The 20232-nt window shown below is 57.0% G+C and carries 17 protein-coding genes; 14 read left to right on the plus strand and 3 right to left on the minus strand.

The window, feature by feature from the left end:
• Nucleotides 1-34 precede the first annotated feature (34 nt).
• The 12 genes from pbpC (at nucleotide 35) to FCL49_RS20640 (ending at nucleotide 13644) form a co-directional block, all read left to right on the plus strand.
• Nucleotides 35-2359, plus strand: a complete 2325-nt coding sequence (pbpC, locus tag FCL49_RS20585; protein ID WP_174354936.1) for a peptidoglycan glycosyltransferase PbpC — start codon at nucleotides 35-37, stop codon at nucleotides 2357-2359.
• 181 nt (nucleotides 2360-2540) lie between these two features.
• A complete protein-coding gene (gene ndk, locus FCL49_RS20590; protein ID WP_012146321.1) occupies nucleotides 2541-2966 on the plus strand; it encodes a nucleoside-diphosphate kinase in 426 nt (141 codons plus the stop codon).
• 366 nt (nucleotides 2967-3332) lie between these two features.
• Nucleotides 3333-4529, plus strand: coding sequence for a bifunctional tRNA (adenosine(37)-C2)-methyltransferase TrmG/ribosomal RNA large subunit methyltransferase RlmN (locus tag FCL49_RS20595; protein ID WP_012146320.1), 1197 nt, complete (start codon nucleotides 3333-3335; stop codon nucleotides 4527-4529).
• Nucleotides 4530-4616: 87 nt separating this feature from the next.
• Nucleotides 4617-5366, plus strand: coding sequence for a type IV pilus biogenesis/stability protein PilW (gene pilW, locus FCL49_RS20600; RefSeq protein WP_174354937.1), 750 nt, complete (start codon nucleotides 4617-4619; stop codon nucleotides 5364-5366).
• On the plus strand, nucleotides 5356-6327 hold the full coding sequence (rodZ, locus tag FCL49_RS20605) for a cytoskeleton protein RodZ (RefSeq protein WP_135317596.1): 972 nt from the start codon (nucleotides 5356-5358) through the stop codon (nucleotides 6325-6327). The genes pilW and rodZ overlap by 11 nt, the downstream gene beginning before the upstream one ends.
• 47 nt (nucleotides 6328-6374) lie before the next feature.
• On the plus strand, nucleotides 6375-7496 hold the full coding sequence (gene ispG, locus FCL49_RS20610; RefSeq protein WP_012146317.1) for a flavodoxin-dependent (E)-4-hydroxy-3-methylbut-2-enyl-diphosphate synthase: 1122 nt from the start codon (nucleotides 6375-6377) through the stop codon (nucleotides 7494-7496).
• Nucleotides 7497-7634: 138 nt separating this feature from the next.
• Nucleotides 7635-8909, plus strand: a complete 1275-nt coding sequence (hisS, locus tag FCL49_RS20615; protein WP_174354938.1) for a histidine--tRNA ligase — start codon at nucleotides 7635-7637, stop codon at nucleotides 8907-8909.
• Between the two features lie 13 nt (nucleotides 8910-8922).
• On the plus strand, nucleotides 8923-9543 hold the full coding sequence (locus tag FCL49_RS20620) for a YfgM family protein (RefSeq protein WP_174354939.1): 621 nt from the start codon (nucleotides 8923-8925) through the stop codon (nucleotides 9541-9543).
• Nucleotides 9544-9554: 11 nt separating this feature from the next.
• A complete protein-coding gene (gene bamB / locus FCL49_RS20625) occupies nucleotides 9555-10736 on the plus strand; it encodes an outer membrane protein assembly factor BamB (protein ID WP_174354940.1) in 1182 nt (393 codons plus the stop codon).
• 130 nt (nucleotides 10737-10866) lie between these two features.
• Entirely contained in the window at nucleotides 10867-12351 is a 1485-nt protein-coding gene (der, locus tag FCL49_RS20630; RefSeq protein ID WP_012146313.1) for a ribosome biogenesis GTPase Der, read from the plus strand.
• 101 nt (nucleotides 12352-12452) lie between these two features.
• Complete coding sequence (locus tag FCL49_RS20635; RefSeq protein ID WP_174354941.1) at nucleotides 12453-13409, plus strand: AEC family transporter; 957 nt, start codon at nucleotides 12453-12455, stop codon at nucleotides 13407-13409.
• A 13-nt stretch (nucleotides 13410-13422) separates the two neighbouring features.
• Nucleotides 13423-13644, plus strand: a complete 222-nt coding sequence (locus FCL49_RS20640) for a zinc ribbon domain-containing protein (protein WP_174354942.1) — start codon at nucleotides 13423-13425, stop codon at nucleotides 13642-13644.
• Between the two features lie 4 nt (nucleotides 13645-13648).
• On the opposite strand, the gene FCL49_RS20645 is transcribed toward FCL49_RS20640, so the two are convergent.
• The 3 genes from FCL49_RS20645 to FCL49_RS20655 form a co-directional block, all read right to left on the minus strand.
• Complete coding sequence (locus FCL49_RS20645) at nucleotides 13649-13990, minus strand: protealysin inhibitor emfourin (protein ID WP_174354943.1); 342 nt, start codon at nucleotides 13988-13990, stop codon at nucleotides 13649-13651.
• A complete protein-coding gene (locus FCL49_RS20650) occupies nucleotides 13990-15015 on the minus strand; it encodes a M4 family metallopeptidase (RefSeq protein ID WP_174354944.1) in 1026 nt (341 codons plus the stop codon). The genes FCL49_RS20645 and FCL49_RS20650 overlap by 1 nt, the downstream gene beginning before the upstream one ends.
• Before the next feature lie 83 nt (nucleotides 15016-15098).
• Nucleotides 15099-16181: a LacI family DNA-binding transcriptional regulator gene (locus FCL49_RS20655; protein WP_174354945.1), complete on the minus strand. Its 1083-nt coding sequence runs from the start codon at nucleotides 16179-16181 to the stop codon at nucleotides 15099-15101.
• 365 nt (nucleotides 16182-16546) lie between these two features.
• On the opposite strand from FCL49_RS20655, the gene FCL49_RS20660 reads away from it, so the two are divergent.
• A complete protein-coding gene (locus FCL49_RS20660; RefSeq protein WP_174354946.1) occupies nucleotides 16547-17854 on the plus strand; it encodes an MFS transporter in 1308 nt (435 codons plus the stop codon).
• An 11-nt stretch (nucleotides 17855-17865) separates the two neighbouring features.
• The gene (locus tag FCL49_RS20665; protein ID WP_174354947.1) at nucleotides 17866-20232 is read left to right on the plus strand and encodes a glycoside hydrolase family 31 protein; all 2367 of its coding nucleotides are present in this window, start codon (nucleotides 17866-17868) and stop codon (nucleotides 20230-20232) included.

Here is a 20232-nt window from a genome sequence, read left to right on the forward strand (position 1 = left end):
GCCGGTGGCGGGGCAAGGGAGTGATACCTTCCTGATGAATCGACTTCTCACCCATTTGCGTCGCCGGGCAGCCCTCTGGCTGCTGGTGATTTTGCTGCCGCCCGCTTTGCTGTGGTTGGCGGATCGGCTGTGGCCGTTACCGCTGAAAGATGCCGAGATGGCACGGGTGGTGGTGGCGGAAGACGGGACCCCGCTGTGGCGCTATGCGGACAGTGACGGTGTATGGCGCTATCCGGTCAGTCTGCAGCAGGTCTCTCCCTATTATTTGCAGGCGCTGCTGACCTATGAAGACCGCTGGTTTTATCAGCACCCCGGTATCAATCCATTGTCGCTGGCACGTGCCGCCTGGCAGGATCTGCGCAACGGGCAGATCGTTTCCGGCGGCAGCACGCTGTCGATGCAGGTAGCGCGCCTGATTGATCCCCATCCACGCACGCTGGGTGGCAAGCTACGACAGGTGTGGCGTACCGCCCAGTTGGAATGGCATCTGTCGAAGGATCAAATCCTCGAAATCTACCTTAACCGGGCACCTTACGGTGGCACGCTACAGGGGATTGGCGCGGCCAGCTGGACTTATTTGGGCAAACCGCCTTCGGCGCTGACGCGTGGCGAGGCGGCGTTGCTGGCAGTGTTGCCGCAGGCTCCCAGCCGTTTGCGGCCGGACCGCTATCCGGAACGGGCGCAGGCTGCGCGTGACAAGGTGCTGGAACGCCTGGCGTATTATCAGGTTTGGCCGGCGCAGCAGGTGGCGGAAATCCGGCAGGAAGCTTTGTGGTTGGCTCCGCGCCAGGTACCGCAGTTGGCCCCGTTACTGGCGAGACGGATGACTCAGGGCAATCGTAGCCAGGTGGTGACCACCACGCTGGACGCCACCTTGCAACGGCGGCTGGAAGAACTGGCTCGCGGCTGGAAGAGCCAACTGCCGGAAAAAACCTCGGTTGGCGTATTGGTGGTTGATCACACCAATATGAAAGTACGCGCCTACCTGGGCTCGCTGGATTTGAACGATAACAGCCGTTTTGGCCATGTCGACATGGTGGCCGCCTGGCGGTCGCCGGGCTCGACGCTAAAACCCTTCTTGTATGGCCTGGCACTGGACGACGGTCTGATCCACGCCGAATCGCTGTTGCAGGACGTACCGCGCCGTTTTGGGGATTATCGGCCCGGTAATTTTGATACCGGTTTCCACGGCCCGGTCAGCGCCAGTGAAGCATTGTCGCGTTCACTCAACCTGCCGGCGGTCCAATTACTGGAAGCCTACGGGCCGAAGCGCTTTGCCGCCAATCTGCGTAACGTGGGGGTTGAACTGCGGCTGCCGGCGCACGCCGAACCGAGCCTGGCGCTGATCCTGGGCGGGGCCGGAGCCCGGCTGGACCAGTTGGTGGCCGGGTTTAGCGCGCTGGCTCGTCAGGGCCGGGTGTCACCGCTGCGCTTTACGCCTCAGCAAGGGATTTACGATCGCCAGTTAATGTCGCCGGGCGCCGCCTGGATTGTACGGCGAATACTGGCAGGAGAGGCACGTCCATTGCCGGATGACGCGTTACCTGCCAGCGTGCCGCTGGCGTGGAAGACCGGCACCAGTTACGGCTACCGCGATGCCTGGGCCATCGGCGTTAATGCGCGCTATACGATAGGCATTTGGGTGGGGCGACCGGACGGTACCCCGGTGGCCGGGCAATTCGGCTTCGCCACGGCGGTGCCTCTGCTAAACCAGGTCAATAATCTGCTGCTGACCTCTTTACGCCAGCGTGGTGAAGGCATTCCGGCCGATCCGCGCCCTGCCAGCGTCAGCCGTGCGGTGATTTGCTGGCCGGGTGGTCAGCCACTGCCCGCTGGGGACAGCAATTGCCGCCAACGACGTCTGAGCTGGACTCTCGACGGGACTCTCCCGCCAACGCTGCCCGCGCCCGGTCAGGAAAGCGTGCTGGGCAGTCAGCCGCTAATCTGGTTGAACGCGCGTGGGTTGCGGGTGGCCGCGGATTGCCCAGGGGCGACGCCGCGTCGGCTGGCACTGTGGCCTACGCCGCTGGAGCCCTGGTTGCCTCCGGCGGAGCGTCGTGCCCAGCGCATGCCGGCTATTGATCCGCAGTGCCCACCGTTACAGCAGCAAGAAGCCCCGCCGTTGTTAATGCTGGGTGTGCGTGACGGAGCGGTGCTGCGTCGCCTGCCGGGCAATAATACGCTGGATTTGCGGGTCAGCGCCCAGGGTGGTGGTGGACAGCGCTGGTGGTTCCTCAATGGCCAGTTGGTGGGGGAAGGGGAGTCGCTGCTGCAGACGCTGACCCAGCCTGGTCGTTATCAACTGAGCGTGCTCGATGAGAGTGGTCAGGTGGCATTGCGCGAATTTAGCCTCGATTAAGCCAAGTTTTCATAACCTGTGCTCTGGGCCGCAAAGTGAAGAATAAAGATAATGATTTTTTAATGAAATGTTGATTTTCCCGTAGGCAAGCGTTGGCAGCGCACATATAATCTGCGCCACTTGAGAAGGCCGGCACCCTGTTTGCAGACCGGCCTGTTTTGGAAGTTATACAGAGGCCATCATGACCGTAGAACGTACCTTTTCCATCATTAAACCAAACGCTGTAGCTAACAACGACATCGGCGCAATCTATGCTCGCTTTGAGCGTGCCGGTTTCAAAATCATCGCATCCAAAATGCTGCGTCTGACTCGCGAACAAGCCGAAGGCTTCTACGCTGAGCACAAAGGCCGCCCATTCTTCGATGGTCTGGTTGAGTTCATGACCTCTGGCCCGATCGTGGTTCAGGTTTTGGAAGCAGAAAACGCCGTACAGCGTAACCGTGACATCATGGGCGCGACCAACCCGGACAACGCACTGGCCGGCACCCTGCGTGCTGACTACGCGGACAGCTTCACTGCCAACGCCGTACACGGTTCTGACGCAGTAGAATCTGCACAGCGCGAAATCGCGTATTTCTTTAACGAAAGCGAAATCTGCTCACGTTAATAATACCCGTCGCCTTTCAAGCCGCAGCGTTGTTACCTGCACTCACTCCCCCCAGTTACTTACTTAAGTAAGCGCCTGGGGATGAGTGAGCTGGGCGCCTAGCTGCGACTTGAAATTCATAGGGTATAAGTGGATGAGCCCTACGTTAGAATATGGCATTCATCGGCTGAAACAATAAAAATGCCCTGAATGTCTTTCAGACGTGGAAAGCGGCTACTAAAATTTGTACAATGCCGCGCCCCTGATGAGGCTTCTTGTCAGGGGCGCGCTTTTAGCGCCGTCACCGCAATTGATGCGGGTTGAACGACGCACTTACTTTCCACTCTTTCGCGCCGTAACGTGTAACAACGAGGCCAGAGATCAATTATGTTAGAACCCATCACGTCCGAGCACATCGTGTCTGAAAATAATTCGCTGACTACTCAATCCGTTAACGCGGAACAACCGGCTGTGGCCAAAATTAACCTGCTGGATTTGAACCGTCAGCAATTGCGTGAGTTTTTCGCCAAAATGGGCGAGAAACCCTTCCGTGCCGATCAGGTCATGAAGTGGATGTACCACTATTGCTGCGATGACTTTGAGCAGATGACCGACATTAACAAGGTCCTGCGCAATAAATTGCAGAGCGTCGCCGAGATCCGTGCGCCAGAAGTGGCGGAAGAACAGCGCTCAGCCGATGGCACCATTAAATGGGCGATCAAAGTGGGCGATCAGCAGGTCGAAACCGTGTATATCCCGGACGGCGACCGTGCGACCCTGTGTGTCTCCTCCCAGGTGGGTTGTGCACTGGAGTGCAAATTCTGTTCGACCGCTCAGCAAGGCTTTAACCGCAACCTGCGCGTGTCGGAAATCATTGGCCAGGTGTGGCGTGCGGCGAAAATCATCGGTGCGCTGAAAGTGACCGGCGAACGCCCGATCACCAACGTGGTGATGATGGGCATGGGTGAGCCGTTGCTCAACCTGAACAACGTGGTACCGGCGATGGAAATCATGCTGGACGACTTCGGTTTTGGCCTGTCCAAGCGTCGCGTGACCCTGTCTACCTCCGGCGTGGTGCCGGCACTGGACAAGTTGGGCGATATGATCGACGTTGCGCTGGCGATCTCGCTGCATGCGCCGAACGACAAGATCCGCGACGACATCGTGCCGATCAACCGTAAATACAATATCGAGACCTTCCTGGCGGCGGTACGTCGCTACCTGGCAAAATCCAATGCCAACCAGGGCCGGGTAACGGTTGAGTACGTGATGCTGGATCACATCAACGACAGCACCGACGACGCGCACCAGCTGGCAGAAGTCCTCAAAGACACGCCATGCAAGATCAACCTGATCCCATGGAACCCCTTCCCGGGCGCACCTTACGGCCGCAGCTCCAACAGCCGGGTGGATCGTTTTTCCAAAGTGTTGATGGAATACGGCTTTACGACTATTGTTCGTAAAACCCGTGGTGATGATATCGATGCCGCCTGCGGGCAACTGGCGGGTGAAGTGATCGACCGTACCAAGCGTACCCTGAAAAAGAAAATGGCCGGGGAACCTATCTCAGTACGTGCGGTCTGAACCCTATAGCATGATTTTTTTGTTATCTTACAGTCTGTTATGTAATCAGACGCTTAGGTAACATCTGACAAGGAAATGAATGCAGGCATGAAGCTGACTCTGTGGGGAACGTTGCTGGCGGCCGGTTTACTGGCCGGCTGTTCTGGTTCAACGCCGGAAGAAAAAGACGCACAGTCGCAAGCGGGCCAGACGCGTTTGCAACTGGGTCTGGAATATCTCAAGCAGGGCGATTTACCCGCCGCGCGACAGAATCTGGAGAAAGCGGAAGACGCTGCCCCACAGGATTACCGTACCCAATTGGGCATGGCGCTTTATGAGCAGCGGATGGGCGAAAATAGCGCGGCCGAACAGCGTTATCAGCAAGCGCTCAAACTTGCGCCGAACAATGGCACCGTGCTGAATAATTACGGTGCGTTTCTTTGCAGTTTAGGGCAGTATGTACCGGCACAACAGCAGTTTAGCGCTGCGGCAGTAGCACCGGATTACGGTCAGGTTGCCGACAGCCTGGAAAACGCAGGTTACTGTTTTCTCAAGGCCGGACAGAACGATGAAGCACGTACCTTGTTAACGCGTGCGATGAAGATCGATCCGGACAAAGGCACTCCGCTGTTAGTGGAGGCAGAAAAGCAATTTGGAGAAGGGAAGCGCGCGCAGTCGCAACTTTTACTCGATAGTTATCAGCATGTTCTGCCGGCTAGCGCCGACAGCTTATGGTTACAGATTCGTTTCGCCGCGTTAGCCGGGCGCCAGGATAGCGTGCAACGCTATGGCAAGCAGTTATCGCGAAGTTTTCCACAATCCAAACAGTACCAGCAGTTCTTAGCTAATGAATACTGAAGCCTCCCAAGATAAAACTGTATCAATGACGACAGGCGAACGTCTGCGTCAGGCCCGTGAACAACTCGGGTTGAGTCAACAGGCCGTTGCAGAACGCCTGTGCCTCAAAATGTCAACCGTGCGCGATATCGAAGAAGACAATCTGTCCGCAGATTTGGCTTCAACCTTCGTGCGGGGTTATATCCGTTCCTATGCCAAGCTGGTGCGTTTGCCAGAGGATGAACTGCTGCCGATGTTGGCCAAGCAGGCTCCGCTGAAGGTAGCGAAAGTTGCCCCAATGCAGAGTTTCTCATTGGGCAAGCGCCGCAAAAAACGCGACGGCTGGCTGATGAGCTTCACCTGGCTGATCGTTTTCGTGGTGGTTGGCCTGACCGGCGCCTGGTGGTGGCAAAACCACAAGGCCCAGCAGGAAGAGATCGCCACTATGGCCGATCAATCCTCTGCCCAGCTTTCACAAAACAATGAAGGCCAGTCTGTGCCGTTGACCGACAGCAATGCCGACAACAGTGCGCCTCTGGCTGACAATGGTTCCACGCCGGTTGATACCGGCGTTGCTCCACAGCAGTCTCAGACTCCGGCCGTGACCGGCAGTGCAACCGCGCAGCAACCTGCGGTGGTTTCACCAAGCCAGACAACGCTGCCTGAGACAACGCCTGCGGCGCCAACCGCGCCGTTGCCAACCGCTGATGCGGGCGTGGCTGCAGCGGCGGTTGATCCTAACGCGCTGGTCATGGAGTTCTCCGCCGACTGTTGGCTGCAGGTGAGTGATGCCAGCGGTAAAACGTTGTACAGCGGCAGCCAGAAAAGCGGCGGCAAGCTGAGCCTGGCGGGTACCGCGCCGTACAAACTGACCATTGGCGCACCGGCCGCAGTACAGATTCAATATCAAGGTAAGCCGGTTGATTTAAGCCGGTTTGTTAAGTCAAACCGTGTTGCTCGTCTGACCGTTGCCGCGCAGTAATTGCGCGGCCATTGTCGTTGAGTCAGGGCAACAATGGAGAGTAAGTAATGCATAACCAATCGCCCATCATCCGTCGAAAATCAACGCGAATTTACGTCGGCAATGTGCCTATTGGTGATGGTGCGCCGATTGCCGTGCAGTCGATGACTAACACCCGTACCACTGATGTTGAAGCAACGGTTAATCAGATCAAAGCGCTGGAGCGCGTGGGCGTTGATATCGTCCGCGTTTCAGTCCCCACCATGGATGCCGCCGAGGCGTTCAAACTGATCAAGCAGCAGGTTAACGTGCCGCTGGTCGCCGATATCCACTTCGATTACCGTATCGCGCTGCAGGTTGCCGAGTATGGCGTAGACTGCCTGCGCATCAACCCGGGCAATATCGGTAACGAGTCACGTATCCGTTCGGTCGTAGACTGCGCGCGCGATAAAAACATCCCAATCCGTATCGGGGTGAATGGTGGTTCGCTGGAAAAAGACATCCAGGAAAAATACGGTGAACCTACGCCGGAAGCGCTGCTCGAATCTGCCATGCGTCACGTTGATATCCTTGACCGTCTCAACTTCGACCAGTTCAAAGTGAGCGTCAAGGCATCCGATGTGTTCCTGGCGGTGCAATCCTATCGTCTGCTGGCTGCGCGTATCGATCAGCCGCTGCATCTGGGCATCACCGAAGCCGGTGGCGCACGCAGTGGCTCAGTGAAGTCGGCGATTGGTTTGGGGCTGCTGCTGTCGGAAGGCATTGGCGATACCCTGCGTATCTCATTGGCAGCCGATCCGGTGGAAGAGGTTAAGGTCGGTTTCGACATTCTGAAATCGCTGCGCATCCGCGCCCGTGGCATTAACTTTATCGCGTGCCCGACCTGTTCACGTCAGGAATTTGACGTTATCGGCACGGTCAACGCGTTGGAACAGCGTCTGGAAGACATCATCACGCCGATGGATATTTCGATTATCGGCTGTGTGGTCAATGGGCCGGGCGAAGCGCTGGTTTCCACGCTGGGCGTGACCGGTGGCCATAAAAAGAGCGGTTTCTACGAAGACGGCGTGCGCCAGAAAGAACGTTTCGACAACGAGCAGATGATTGACCAGCTGGAAGCCAAGATCCGCGCCAAGGCGTCGATGATGGATGAAAGCAATCGCATCGCGGTCAACCTGCTGGAAAAATAAGCATTACACCGATACGGCGGGCTTTTTAGCCCGCTTGTTTATGAACCCGGGAGCAGAACTCGGTATTCGCGTTGAATACGGAGCGGCAAAGTCCCTATAATCGGGTTCATTTTTATAGACAACGGACAGAGAACTCACGTGGCAAAGAACATTCAAGCCATTCGCGGCATGAACGACTACCTGCCGGAAGAAACGGCATTATGGCAGCGTATTGAAGGCATCCTCAAGCAGGTGCTTAGCGGCTACGGTTACAGCGAAATCCGCTTGCCGATTGTAGAGCAGACCCCGTTATTCAAACGCGCGATCGGCGAAGTGACCGACGTCGTGGAAAAAGAAATGTATACCTTCGACGATCGCAACGGCGAAAGCCTGACGCTGCGTCCGGAAGGCACGGCTGGTTGCGTTCGCGCCGGCATCGAACATGGTCTGCTGTACAATCAGGAGCAGCGTCTGTGGTACGTCGGTCCGATGTTCCGCTACGAGCGCCCGCAAAAAGGCCGCTATCGCCAGTTCCATCAACTGGGGGCTGAAGTATTTGGTCTGCAGGGCCCGGATATCGACGCTGAGCTGATCCTGCTGAGCGCCCGCTGGTGGAAAGCGCTGGGGATCTCTGAGCACGTCAAGCTGGAGCTGAACTCCATCGGTTCACTGGAAGCGCGTGCCAACTACCGCGATGCTCTGGTGACCTTCCTGGAACAGCATCAAGAGAAGCTGGACGAAGATTGCAAACGCCGTATGTACAGCAACCCGCTGCGCGTCCTGGACTCGAAGAACCCGGAAGTGCAGGCGCTGTTGAACGACGCTCCCCGCCTGTCCGAGTATCTGGATGAAGATTCCAAAGCCCACTTCGAAGGTCTGTGTGAACTTTTGGCGCAGGCAGGCATCCCATATACCATCAATGAACGCCTGGTGCGCGGTCTGGACTACTACAACCGCACGGTATTCGAATGGGTAACCACCAGTCTGGGTGCTCAGGGTACGGTGTGTGCCGGTGGTCGTTATGACGGTCTGGTAGAGCAACTGGGCGGGCGTGCAACGCCGGCGGTCGGTTTCGCCATGGGCCTGGAGCGCCTGGTGCTGCTGGTTCAGGCGGTTAACCCGGAGTTCAAGGCTGCGGCGACCATTGACGTGTATGTGATCTCCTCCGGTGCCGGTACTCAGAGTGCAGCAATGCAGCTGGCGGAGCGCGTGCGTGATGCAGCGCCGCAGCTCAAACTGATGACCAACTACGGCGGTGGTAACTTTAAGAAGCAGATCACCCGTGCGGATAAGTGGGGCGCGCGCGTCGCCCTGATCCTGGGTGAGAACGAAGTCGCAGCCCAGCAGGTGGTGGTTAAGGACCTGCGCAGTGGTGAACAAGAAACGCTGGCGCAAAGCGAAGTCGCAGTGCGCCTGGCTCTGATGTTAGGTTAAGGAGAAGGACACCGTGGAAGTCTATACCACTGAAAACGAACAAGTCGACGCCGTGCGTCGGTTCTTTGCCGAAAATGGCAAAGCGCTGGCAGTGGGCGTGGTGCTCGGAATTGGTGCCCTGGTCGGCTGGCGTTACTGGCAGAGCCACGAAAACTCCAACATGATGGCTGCGTCCCAATCTTATCAGGAAGCCAGCGATCGTCTGGCTGTTGGTAAGCCGGATGATGTCGCCGCCGCGGAGAAGTTTGCCCAGGCCAACAGCAACAGCTACGGCGTGCTGGCCTCTCTGGAGCTGGCGAAGCATTTTGTTGAACAGAATGAGTTTGCCAAGGCAGATCAACAATTGGTGTTGGCTCAGGGCCAGACCAAAGACGAAAACATGCTTTCGATGATTAACCTGCGTCTGGCCCGTGTCCAGCTGCAGGAGAAAAAGCTGGATGACGCGCTGAAAACGCTGGATGGCGTGAAAGGCGAAGGCTGGGCGGCGATGGCGCAGGATACGCGCGGCGACGTGTTGTTGGCTAAAGGTGACACCAAAGGTGCGCGCGAAGCTTACAGTAAAGGCATTGAGTCTAACGCTTCTCAGGCGCTGCAGGTTCTGCTGCGCATGAAATTGAATAACTTGTCCAGCTAAGGGGAATTCCCATGCAATTGCGTAAAACACTCTTGGTCGGACTGGTTTCCGTTGCCTTGCTGAGTGGTTGCTCACTGTTCAACAGTGAAGAAGACGTGGTTACCATGTCGCCGCTGCCGAAAGTTGAAAATCAGTTCACGCCGAACAAGGCGTGGAGTACCTCGGTTGGTGACGGTGTCGGTGAGTTCTATTCTCACCTGCGTCCGGCTTTCCAGGACAATACTATTTACGCCGCCGATCGTCATGGCATCGTGAAAGCGCTGGATGCCGATAACGGTAACGAAAAGTGGAAGGTTGATCTCTCTGAGAAAACCGGCTTCCTGTCCAGCAACCTGCCGGCACTGCTGTCGGGTGGTATGGCGGTCGCGGGCGACAAAGCTTATGTCGGCAGTGAGAAAGCCGTGGTTTACGCGCTCAATACCTCAGACGGTACTGTAGCCTGGCAAACCAAGGTGGCCGGCGAAGCGATTTCACGTCCGGTGATCAGCGACGGTATGGTACTGATCCACACCTCCAACGGTTTGCTGCAGGCGCTGAACGAATCTGACGGCGCGGTGAAGTGGACGGTTAACCTGGACATGCCTTCACTGTCGTTGCGCGGTGAATCCGCACCGGCCGTTGCCTTTGGCGCAGCCATTGTTGGCGGTGATAACGGTCGCGTAAATGCCGTGCTGATGCAGCAAGGTCAGTTGATTTGGCAGCAACGTATTTCCCAGCCGAGCGGCGCGACCGAAATCGATCGTTTGAATGATGTCGACACTACGCCGGTGATTGTTGAGGGCGTTGTCTACGCATTAGGTTACAATGGCAACCTGACGGCGTTGGATCTGCGTTCCGGCCAGATCATGTGGAAGCGTGAACTGGGCTCGGTGAACGACTTTATCGTTGATGCAGGTCGCATCTACCTTATCGATCAGAACGATCGCGTGGTGGCGTTGAGCACCGAAGGTGGCGTGACCGTATGGACGCAGAGCGATTTGCTGCACCGCAACCTGACCGCACCGGTGATGTACAATGGTTTCCTGGTGACCGGTGACTCTGAAGGTTACCTGCACTGGATTAACACCACGGACGGCCGTTTTGTTGCTCAGCAGGAAGTGGATAGCTCCGGTTTCCTGTCTGCGCCGGTGGTAGCTGGCGATAAGCTGGTCATCCAGGCGAAGGGCGGAAAAGTTTACGCTTTCACCCGCTAACGCCGATCGTCGCACGGATTGCCAACGGCTCCTGAATGTTCAGGGGCCGTTTCGTATTTTTATAAGCTGCACTTCTGGTGTCTATCCATAGTGTAGTAACGCATTGATTATTAAGTAATGAGGCTTCACAATGATACCTGTCGTCGCGCTAGTAGGGCGCCCGAATGTGGGTAAATCCACCTTGTTTAACCGTTTAACCCATACGCGCGATGCGCTGGTGGCGGATTTCCCCGGGCTAACGCGAGACCGCAAGTATGGTCGTGCTGAGGTTGAGGGTAATGAATTTATTATCGTCGATACTGGGGGCATTGACGGCACCGAAGATGGCGTTGAAACACGCATGGCCGGTCAGTCGCTGCTGGCGATCGAAGAAGCAGACATCGTGCTGTTTATGGTCGATGCTCGCGCCGGTCTGATGCCGGCGGATCTGGGCATTGCCCAGCATCTGCGCAACCGTCAGAAAGCCACCTTCCTGGTCGCCAACAAAACCGACGGTATGGATCCAGACATGGCCGCCGCCGATTTCTATTCGCTGGGCCTGGGCGACGTGCATCCGATCGCGGCTTCCCACGGTCGTGGCGTAGCGCAGTTGATCGAGCACGTACTGGTGCCGTTCGTTGGTGAAAAGCCGGAAGAAGTCGAGCTGACCGAAGAAGAGGCTAACGCCGCTTATTGGGCCGAGCAAGAAGGTGAAACCCTCGAAGGCGCAGAAGAAGAGCCGGAAGACGACTTCAACCCGCAGGATCTGCCAATCAAGCTGGCTATCGTGGGTCGTCCTAACGTAGGTAAGTCCACGCTGACTAACCGCATCCTCGGCGAAGATCGTGTCGTGGTATACGACATGCCGGGCACGACCCGTGACAGCATCTATATCCCGATGGTCCGCGACGAGCGCGAATACGTGCTGATCGACACCGCCGGGGTACGTAAGCGCGGCAAGGTGACGGAAACCGTAGAGAAGTTCTCGGTAATCAAAACCCTGCAGGCGATCGAAGACGCCAACGTGGTGTTGCTGGTGGTGGATGCCCGCGAAGGCATTTCCGATCAGGATCTCTCGCTGCTCGGCTTTATCCTCAATAGTGGGCGCTCACTGGTGATTGTCGTCAACAAGTGGGACGGCATGAGTGAGGAAGATCGCGATCACGTGAAAGAGATGCTCGATCTGCGTCTGGGCTTTGTCGATTTCGCCCGCATTCACTTTATCTCTGCCCTGCATGGCAGCGGCGTTGGCAACTTGTTCGTTTCGGTACTGGAAGCTTACGAGTGTGCGACCCGCCGCGTGAACACCTCCATGCTGACCAAAATCATGCAGATGGCAGCCGACGATCACCAACCGCCGTTGGTACGTGGCCGCCGCGTGAAGCTGAAATATGCGCACGCCGGTGGGTATAACCCGCCGATTGTGGTGATCCACGGCAACCAGGTGACCGATCTGTCCGATTCGTACAAACGCTACCTGATGAACTACTTCCGTCGTTCTCTGAAGGTAATGGGTACGCCAATCCGCATCCAGTTCAAAGAGGGTGAGAACCCGTTCGCCGGCAAGCGCAACCTGCTGACGCCGAACCAGATGCGCAAGCGTAAACGTCTGATGAGCCACCTGAAAAAAGGCTAATAATCAGTATTAAGGGCGCGGTATCACTACCGCGCCCTTTTTTATTGGGTCGAAATCGTTTTATTATCTGACTATTACCGCCGTCAGCCTGAAGGAACATCATGTCCTGGGAAACCTGGAGTTTTGCATTCAACGTCACCGTACCCAATCTGTTAATGATGTTGCTGGGCATATTGCTGCGCCATTGGCGCTTGATGGACGACCGTTTTATCGACGGCGCCACCAAACTGGTGTTTAACCTGGCGCTGCCCTGTCTGTTGTTCTTCAGCATCGCTACCAACCACCCACAGCTGTTGGGTAACCTGCCGCTGGTGATCTTTGGCGCTATCGGTACTCTCGCCACCTTTTTGTTGCTGGAAGTGGCCGCCGTCTGGCTGGTCAAAGAGCCGCGTGAGCGCGGTGTCTTTGTGCAGGGCGGTTTCCGCGCCAATACCGCCATTGTCGGCCTGGCCTATGCCATGACCGCCTACGGCAGCGAAGGAATAGCGTTGGGGTCGCTGTACCTGACGGTGACGGTGATCCTGTTTAACATACTGTCGGTGATTACCCTCACGCGCAGCCTGCAAGGCGGGCAGGGCAAGAGGATCAGCCGTCTGTCGCTGTTGCGCAGTATAGTCACCAATCCGCTGATTATCGGCCTGGTGTGCGGGCTGGCTTATGCACAGACCGGTTTGGGAATACCTCAGGTGATCCGGCAAACGGGCAGCTATATCTCCGCACTGTCGTTGCCGCTGGCATTGCTGTGCACCGGGGCCAGTTTGGATCTGCGCGCCATGTTTCGTTCGTCCAACGTGGCGGCGCTGTCCTCTTCGGCCAAGCTGTTTGTCGTGCCGGTGATAATGACGCTGAGTGGCTGGCTGTGCGGTTTTCACGGCGCGGCGTTGGGGATTATCTTCCTGTTCTCGGCTACGCCTACGGCTTCTGGCAGCTACGTGATGACGCGTGCGATGGGGGGCAATGCCACGCTGGCGGCGAATATTATTGCTATCACCACCGTAGGCTCGTTTTTCACTACCGCGCTGGGCATTTATTTCTTGCGCTCATGGGGCGTGATTTAATCTGGGAGTGACTATGGAAGCGCAGTGCCCGCAATGCGATCAAACGATGGAGTGGGTGAATGGTCACTACCATTGCGCCGCTTGTAACAGCGATTATCAACAGTTGGCCCACTGCCCGGATTGCGGGCAGCCGTTACAAGAGCTTAAAGCCTGTGGCGCGGTGGACTACCTGTGCCAGAATGGCCATGGGTTGATATCCAAAAAGCGGGTGTTATTCAGCTATCAGCCGTTGTAAGCATTCACTCATCCACCTGACCGGTTTTCCACAGGTCGACCAACGCCTGCGGGGCGCTGGCTTCCGGGATCAGCAGTACGATTTCGCTGCACAGGGCCTGACTGTAGTAGCTGATCTGCACGCGAAAATAACGTTGGTCACCGCAGCCGGGTGAGTCCGGTTGTCCCTCTTCCTGGGCGTAGGGCAGCGCCTGGTTCAACAGTTGATTCAGGCGCTGCCGTTGCTCTGGCGTAATGTCGGCCAGCGCAATGCGCCGCTGGCCCGCCAGTTTGGGAATAAAGGCGAAGCCGCCTTCACGCGCCAGCTCAATGACCGTATTCTGATTGAGTGCCGGCAAGGGTTTCATTACTCAACCCCCACCTGGTGCCAGGCCTGCTGTACCTTATCCGCCACGGTACTGTCGAAGCGCTGTTTGGCATGTTTCACCGTGGTATGGGCAAAGATGGCGAAGTCAGCGTCCTGCGGCAGTGCCTTGTCGCAAAGAGTGTCGTACCAGATGTAACCGGCTTTCTCCCAGGCAAAGCCGCCCAGAGCGGTGGCTGCCAGATAGAAGGCGCGGTTGGGAATACCGGAGTTGAGGTGAACGCCGCCGTTATCCTCTTTGGTCTGAATGTAGTTTTTCATGTCGGCCGGCTGCGGATCTTTCCCCAGCAGCGGATCGTCGTAGGCGGTACCGGGCGCCGACATCGAACGCAGGCCCTTGCCGTTGATGCCTTTTGCCAGCAGACCTTCGCCAATCAGCCAGTCGGCCTTATCCGCGGTTTGCTTGAGGTGGAACTGCTTGACCAAAGAACCAAAGACGTCAGACAGCGACTCATTCAGCGCCCCGGCCTGCTGGAAGTAAATTAGCCCGGCTTCACTTTCGGTCACGCCGTGCGCCAGTTCGTGGCCGACTACGTCGATGGCGATGGTAAAGCGGTTAAAGATTTCGCCGTCACCGTCGCCGAAGACCATTTGCTGGCCGTTCCAAAAGGCGTTCTGGTATTCCTTGCCGTAATGCACGCTGCCGGTCAGCGGCAGGCCCCGGTTGTCCAGCGAGTTGCGTTTGAATGCCTGCCAGAAGAAATCGTAGGTGACGCCGAGATAGTCATAGGCTTCATCCACCGCTACGTCATGATTACTGGCCTGGCCCTCATTACGCACCTGTTTACCCGGCAGTTGGGTACCGTTCTCGGCATCAAAAATATCGCGGATAACTTCACCGCCGGTCGAGGTTTTCGCCCCGGGAGCGCGCAACGGCTTGTTGCCGAGCAGGCTTTGAACGTGGTTTAGAGTGTGTAATGCGCAGTCGCGCTGCGGCAGGCTGCCGTGCTCGATGATCCGGCGCAGCATATAAGGGGGGATGACCGATCGTGCGGTTAGGGTCGGCATAGTGGCTCTCCTTAGGCAAAAAATTTTACCCGTCATCTTTCAAGCAACAGGGTATCTATAAGGATTCAGCCACTAAGTGTAGTTCAGACATCGTAAAGGCGGTGATCGTGAGTGCTGACCGCCGGGCTGGTTTTATGGGGACTGACGCGTTTGACCGAGGCGCGAACCGCCAGTTTGCCGTGCAGCAGCAGGTTGCACGGGGGCGCATCGGCGCGCAGCATGCGGCGCTGCAGGAGTTGAATGGCCTCATAACCCAGCTCGTCGCGCGGCACATGCACCGAGGTGAGCGGCACGTCATGAATTTCCGCCAGATTAAAACCGTCGGTGCTCATCACCGAAATATCGCCGGGTACGCTCAACTGCAATTTGTTGAGTGCCTTGACCGCGCCGACCGCCATATAGTCGCCACCGGCAAGAATGGCCGTCGGCAGTTGTGAGCGCTGACTGACCCGGTTGATAAAGGTGGTGAGTGCCTGTTCGGCCTCTTCACTACCGAAACCGGAGGTGGTGACCAGATGGCGGCCCTCGTCGAAGGCGATATTGTGCCGCGCATAGGCTTGTTTAATGCCCGCCAGCCGCAGCTCCATGGTGTGCCGACGCAGGCACTGCAGGTTCAGAATATGGCTGTGGCCCTGCTGGAACAGGTAATTGGCGGAGAATTCGCCAATCAGTTGATGGTCGGGTGACACGCTATCGAGCCGCATTTGCCGGTCGCTGCAGTTAATCAGCACGCAGGGTTTATTCAGATCGGCGGCTAACTGGTGGATATGCTCGTCATCGATACCGATAATCAGCGCCGCCTGGGTCTGCGGATCGCTCATCTTCTCCAGAAACAGCGCGCCGTCGCTGTGCAGTTCTTCAAGCCCACAATAGCGAATACGCACCTCATGTTCTGCCAGTGCAGCGGTAATGCCCTGGATCACCTTGTAGTAAAAAATATCGGTACGTACGTCAAAGGCGCGTTGTGGCGCGAAGACCATCACGCTGTTCAGCATCAGTCGGCCGCTGGAAATTCCCTGCAGGATCCCTTTCTGTTGCGCGCAGGCCAGCACCTTCTGGCGGGCTTCGGCACTGGTATTGGATTTGCCGGCTAAAACGCGTGAAACGGTGCTGATCGACAACCCGGTTTGGTGGGCGATTTCCTGTATTTTCAGCTTTCCGTTCATTCTGTGATCTCCTTCAAATTTGGCGATGAAAATATTTTCACTGCATTTTTTCAGCGTACTGTCAGGCTTTGGTAGCCATTATGGCGAGCTTTTATCCTTTGTATGAAAATTTTTGCAAAAAACCACGTTTCGCTCACGCTTCCGGCTGGCTAGTCTGAATTGGTATGCCAACTTTATAGATTTATCAGTCCAATTAATGGACTGGATTATAAATAAAATGAAAATAAATCATGTGGTTGTGAAGGTGAGGCGCCTGCTTCTGGGAAGCGCAATGCAATTTAACCCCCCACATACCTTCGCTAGCCAAACGTACCCTACCAAAAAACGCGCTGTGTCACCGGGCAGCCGTCGTGGAGAGAAGACAGATGAGTGTGGAAATTAATCAGACGGTCGTCGACAGCGGCCGGCGTAAATTTAAATCACTGCGCTGGTGGATGCTGGCGCTGTTTCTGCTGGGTGTCACGGTTAACTACATCACTCGCAACTCGCTGGGTATCCTGGCGCCGGAGCTGAAAACCAGCCTCAACATGACCACCGAGCAGTATTCCTGGGTGGTGGCGTCGTTCCAACTGGCCTATACGGTGTTTCAGCCGATCTGCGGCTGGCTGATCGATGTGATTGGCCTGAAGATGGGGTTCCTGATCTGCGCCAGCATCTGGGCGGTGGTTTGCATGATGCATGCCGGGGCCGGCACCTGGGTGCAACTGGCGATCCTGCGCTTCTTTATGGGCGGAGCAGAAGCGGCGGCCACGCCGGCCAACGCCAAGGCGATTTCCGACTGGTTCCCGAAAAAGGAACGGCCCATCGCCGCCGGTTGGGCAGGCGTCGGGTTTTCTATCGGCGCCATGCTGGCACCACCGATCATCGTTATTGCCCACGTCTCCTTTGGCTGGCAGGGCGCTTTCCTGTTTTCCGGCGCGCTGGCATTGCTCTGGGTGCTGCTGTGGTGGCGGTTCTACCACTCGCCGCAGCAGCACCCCAATCTGAGCCAGCAGGAGCTGGATCTGATCCGCGAAGACAACGAGCCGGAGTTACCCCGACTGCCTTTCCTCAAGTCGCTGGCCATTCTTTGCCGCAACAAAAAGTTCTACGGCATTGCCATTCCGGCCTTTCTCGCCGAGCCGGCCTGGGCGGTATTCAGTTTCTGGGTGCCGCTGTATTTGGCTACCGAACGCGGTATGGATTTAAAACATATCGCCATGTTTGCCTGGCTGCCGTTTTTGGCGGCGGACATCGGCAGCGTCGCCAGCGGCTATCTCACCACTTTGTACCGTAAATGGTTTGGCTGCAGCCGCGTCAACTCGGTGGTTGCCAGCTCGGTGACCGGCGCATTCATGATGGTCTCGCTGGCGTTCGTCGCGATCACCAAAGATCCCTACGTGGCGATCGCTCTGATCTCGATCGGCGGTTTCGGCCATCAGGTGATCTCCTGCATGCTCAGCGCGCTGGTGGTGGAATCATTTGATAAAAATCAGGTAGCGACGGTCAACGGTATGCGCGGCTCCAGCGCCTGGATCGCCAGCTTCCTGTTCACGCTGCTGATCGGCGCGGTCTCCGATACCGTCGGTTTCAATCCGCTGTTTATCGCCATGGGCTTCTTCGACCTGATCGGTGCCGTATTCCTGATTGCCTTAATCGCCGAACGCGGCGGTAAAAAAACACTCAATAGTTAAGTTGGATACCTATGAAAACCTTAAAAAACTGGATGTTGAGCGGTCAGTATGCCGATCGCATTGAGCTGTTGGTCGACGAACGTCACCTGTTCTGCCTGTACGTGCTGGAAAACGACCTGTTCCGCGTGTTGATTAAACGCAATGGCGAATTGGCGCTGGATCGCACCTGGAGCATCGCACCGCAGAATGACGTGCCCTGGGAAGGGCGTGACCGGTTGAGCGTGGCCGGCTTCGGCCTGCCGGGTTACCAGTTGCAGCAACATGACGATCGGCTGGTGGTAACGACGTCTGCACTGCGCGTTACCGTGCATCAGCCGCTGTGGCTGGAATGGGAGCACTGCAACGCCGCCGGTGAATGGCGCCCGCTGGCCGCCGATCGGCCAACCAGCGCTTACCTGTTGAACCCGCATGGCGACGGCGTGGCCCACTATCAGCGCCGTCAGGCTAGTGAGCGTTATTATGGCCTGGGTGAGAAGGCCGGTGATTTGGAGCGTAGCGGCCGTCGCTTTGAAATGCGCAACCTGGACGCCATGGGCTACAACGCCGCCAGCACCGATCCGCTTTACAAGCACATTCCCTTCACCATCACCCGTGGGGAAGAGGCCAGTTTCGGGCTGTTTTACGACAACCTGAGCAGTTGCTGGCTGGATCTGGGCAACGAGATCGACAACTACCATCTGGCCTATCGCCGCTATCAGGCCGAAGCGGGGGATCTGGATTATTACCTGTTCCTCGGCCCCAAGGTACTGGACGTGACCAAGGCGTTTGTGCGCCTGACTGGCAAGACTCACTTTGGGCCGAAATGGAGCCTGGGCTACAGCGGCTCCACCATGCATTACACCGATGCGCCGGACGCCCAGCAGCAGCTACAGCAGTTTATTCAGCTCTGCCGCCAGCATGATATTCCCTGCGACTCGTTCCAGCTGTCATCGGGTTACACCTCGATCGGCAATAAGCGCTACGTGTTCAACTGGAACTACGACAAGGTGCCGCAGCCCAAACAACTGAGCCAGGCGTTTCATGATGCCGGGTTAAAGCTGGCGGCCAACATCAAGCCGTGCCTGTTGCAGGATCATCCACAGTATCAGCAGGCGGCGGATCAGGGGCTGTTTATCCGGGATTCCGAAAGTGACCGGCCGGAGCGCTCCAGCTTTTGGGATGACGAAGGCTCGCACCTCGACTTCACCAATCCAGCGGCGGTGCAATGGTGGCAGCAGGGCGTGACGCAGCAACTGCTGGAGATGGGCATCGATTCCACCTGGAATGACAATAACGAATATGAAGTATGGGACGGGGAGGCGCGTTGCCACGGTTTTGGCACGCCTATCGCCATCAAGCACATTCGCCCGGTGATGCCGCTACTGATGATGCGCGCTTCAATGGAGGCTCAGCAACGCTTTGCTCCCGAGCTGCGGCCCTACCTGATTTCGCGCTCCGGTTGCGCCGGCATGCAGCGCTATGTGCAGACCTGGAGCGGCGACAACCGCACCAACTGGCAGACTTTGCGTTACAACATTCGCATGGGATTGGGCATGAGTCTGTCCGGCCTGTATAACCTGGGGCATGACGTCGGCGGTTTTTCCGGTGACAAGCCGGACGCAGAACTCCTGGTGCGCTGGGTGCAAAACGGCGTGATGCATCCGCGTTTTACCATTCACTCCTGGAATGACGACGCCACGGTTAACGAACCCTGGATGTATCCGGCCGCCACCCCGGCGGTGCGCGAGGCGATTAACCTGCGTTACCGACTGATGCCGTATTTCTACACCCTGTTGTGGCAGGCCAGTGCCGACGACGAGCCGATGCTGCGTCCGACCTTCCTCGACCATGAACATGACGAGCAGACCCTGAAAGAAACCGATGATTTTATGATTGGTCGCGATCTGCTGGTGGCCAGCGTAGTGGAGCAGGGGCAACGCCAGCGGCCGGTGTATTTACCGGATAACGGCGATGGCTGGTATTGCTTCTACAGCGGCCAATGGTTCAGTGGCGGTCAGACGGTGGTATTGGAAGCCCCGTTGGAGCGCTTGCCGCTGCTGGTGCGTGCCGGTGCGGCATTGCCGTTGTCATCCCGCCTGGCACATGTTGACGTAACGGCAGACGATCGACGTGAGCTTAAATTGTATCCGCTAAAAGGCTGTGGCAGCGCTTCTGGGCTGTTATTCGAAGACGACGGGGAAAGTTATGGCTGGCAGCAGGGCGACGCGCTGTGGCTGCGCTGGGAGATGCTCAGTGACAATCAGCGCATCACGCTGAACATTACTACCGAGGGCCGCTTTAAACCGGCATGGCGCACCCTGACCTTCAGCTTGCCTGCCGGAGAAGCGCGCGAGTTGTGGATCAACGGCGTGCCCGGCGACAGTTTTACGCTGGAATAA

Source organism: Serratia proteamaculans, assembly GCF_013337185.1.
Classification (GTDB): domain Bacteria; phylum Pseudomonadota; class Gammaproteobacteria; order Enterobacterales; family Enterobacteriaceae; genus Serratia; species Serratia proteamaculans_D.

Excerpts from the sequence above, each read along its gene's own strand:
- FCL49_RS20660 (WP_174354946.1), top strand. The coding sequence starts at position 16,547 with ATGAGTGTGGAAATTAATCAGACGGTCGTCGACAGCGGCCGGCGTAAA.
- ndk (WP_012146321.1), top strand. The coding sequence starts at position 2,541 with ATGACCGTAGAACGTACCTTTTCCATCATTAAACCAAACGCTGTAGCT.
- FCL49_RS20640 (WP_174354942.1), top strand. The coding sequence starts at position 13,423 with ATGGAAGCGCAGTGCCCGCAATGCGATCAAACGATGGAGTGGGTGAAT.
- bamB (WP_174354940.1), top strand. The coding sequence starts at position 9,555 with ATGCAATTGCGTAAAACACTCTTGGTCGGACTGGTTTCCGTTGCCTTG.
- rodZ (WP_135317596.1), top strand. The coding sequence starts at position 5,356 with ATGAATACTGAAGCCTCCCAAGATAAAACTGTATCAATGACGACAGGC.
- pbpC (WP_174354936.1), top strand. The coding sequence starts at position 35 with ATGAATCGACTTCTCACCCATTTGCGTCGCCGGGCAGCCCTCTGGCTG.
- ispG (WP_012146317.1), top strand. The coding sequence starts at position 6,375 with ATGCATAACCAATCGCCCATCATCCGTCGAAAATCAACGCGAATTTAC.
- der (WP_012146313.1), top strand. The coding sequence starts at position 10,867 with ATGATACCTGTCGTCGCGCTAGTAGGGCGCCCGAATGTGGGTAAATCC.
- FCL49_RS20645 (WP_174354943.1), bottom strand. The coding sequence starts at position 13,990 with ATGAAACCCTTGCCGGCACTCAATCAGAATACGGTCATTGAGCTGGCG.
- FCL49_RS20665 (WP_174354947.1), top strand. The coding sequence starts at position 17,866 with ATGAAAACCTTAAAAAACTGGATGTTGAGCGGTCAGTATGCCGATCGC.
- FCL49_RS20635 (WP_174354941.1), top strand. The coding sequence starts at position 12,453 with ATGTCCTGGGAAACCTGGAGTTTTGCATTCAACGTCACCGTACCCAAT.
- FCL49_RS20655 (WP_174354945.1), bottom strand. The coding sequence starts at position 16,181 with ATGAACGGAAAGCTGAAAATACAGGAAATCGCCCACCAAACCGGGTTG.
- FCL49_RS20650 (WP_174354944.1), bottom strand. The coding sequence starts at position 15,015 with ATGCCGACCCTAACCGCACGATCGGTCATCCCCCCTTATATGCTGCGC.
- pilW (WP_174354937.1), top strand. The coding sequence starts at position 4,617 with ATGAAGCTGACTCTGTGGGGAACGTTGCTGGCGGCCGGTTTACTGGCC.
- FCL49_RS20595 (WP_012146320.1), top strand. The coding sequence starts at position 3,333 with ATGTTAGAACCCATCACGTCCGAGCACATCGTGTCTGAAAATAATTCG.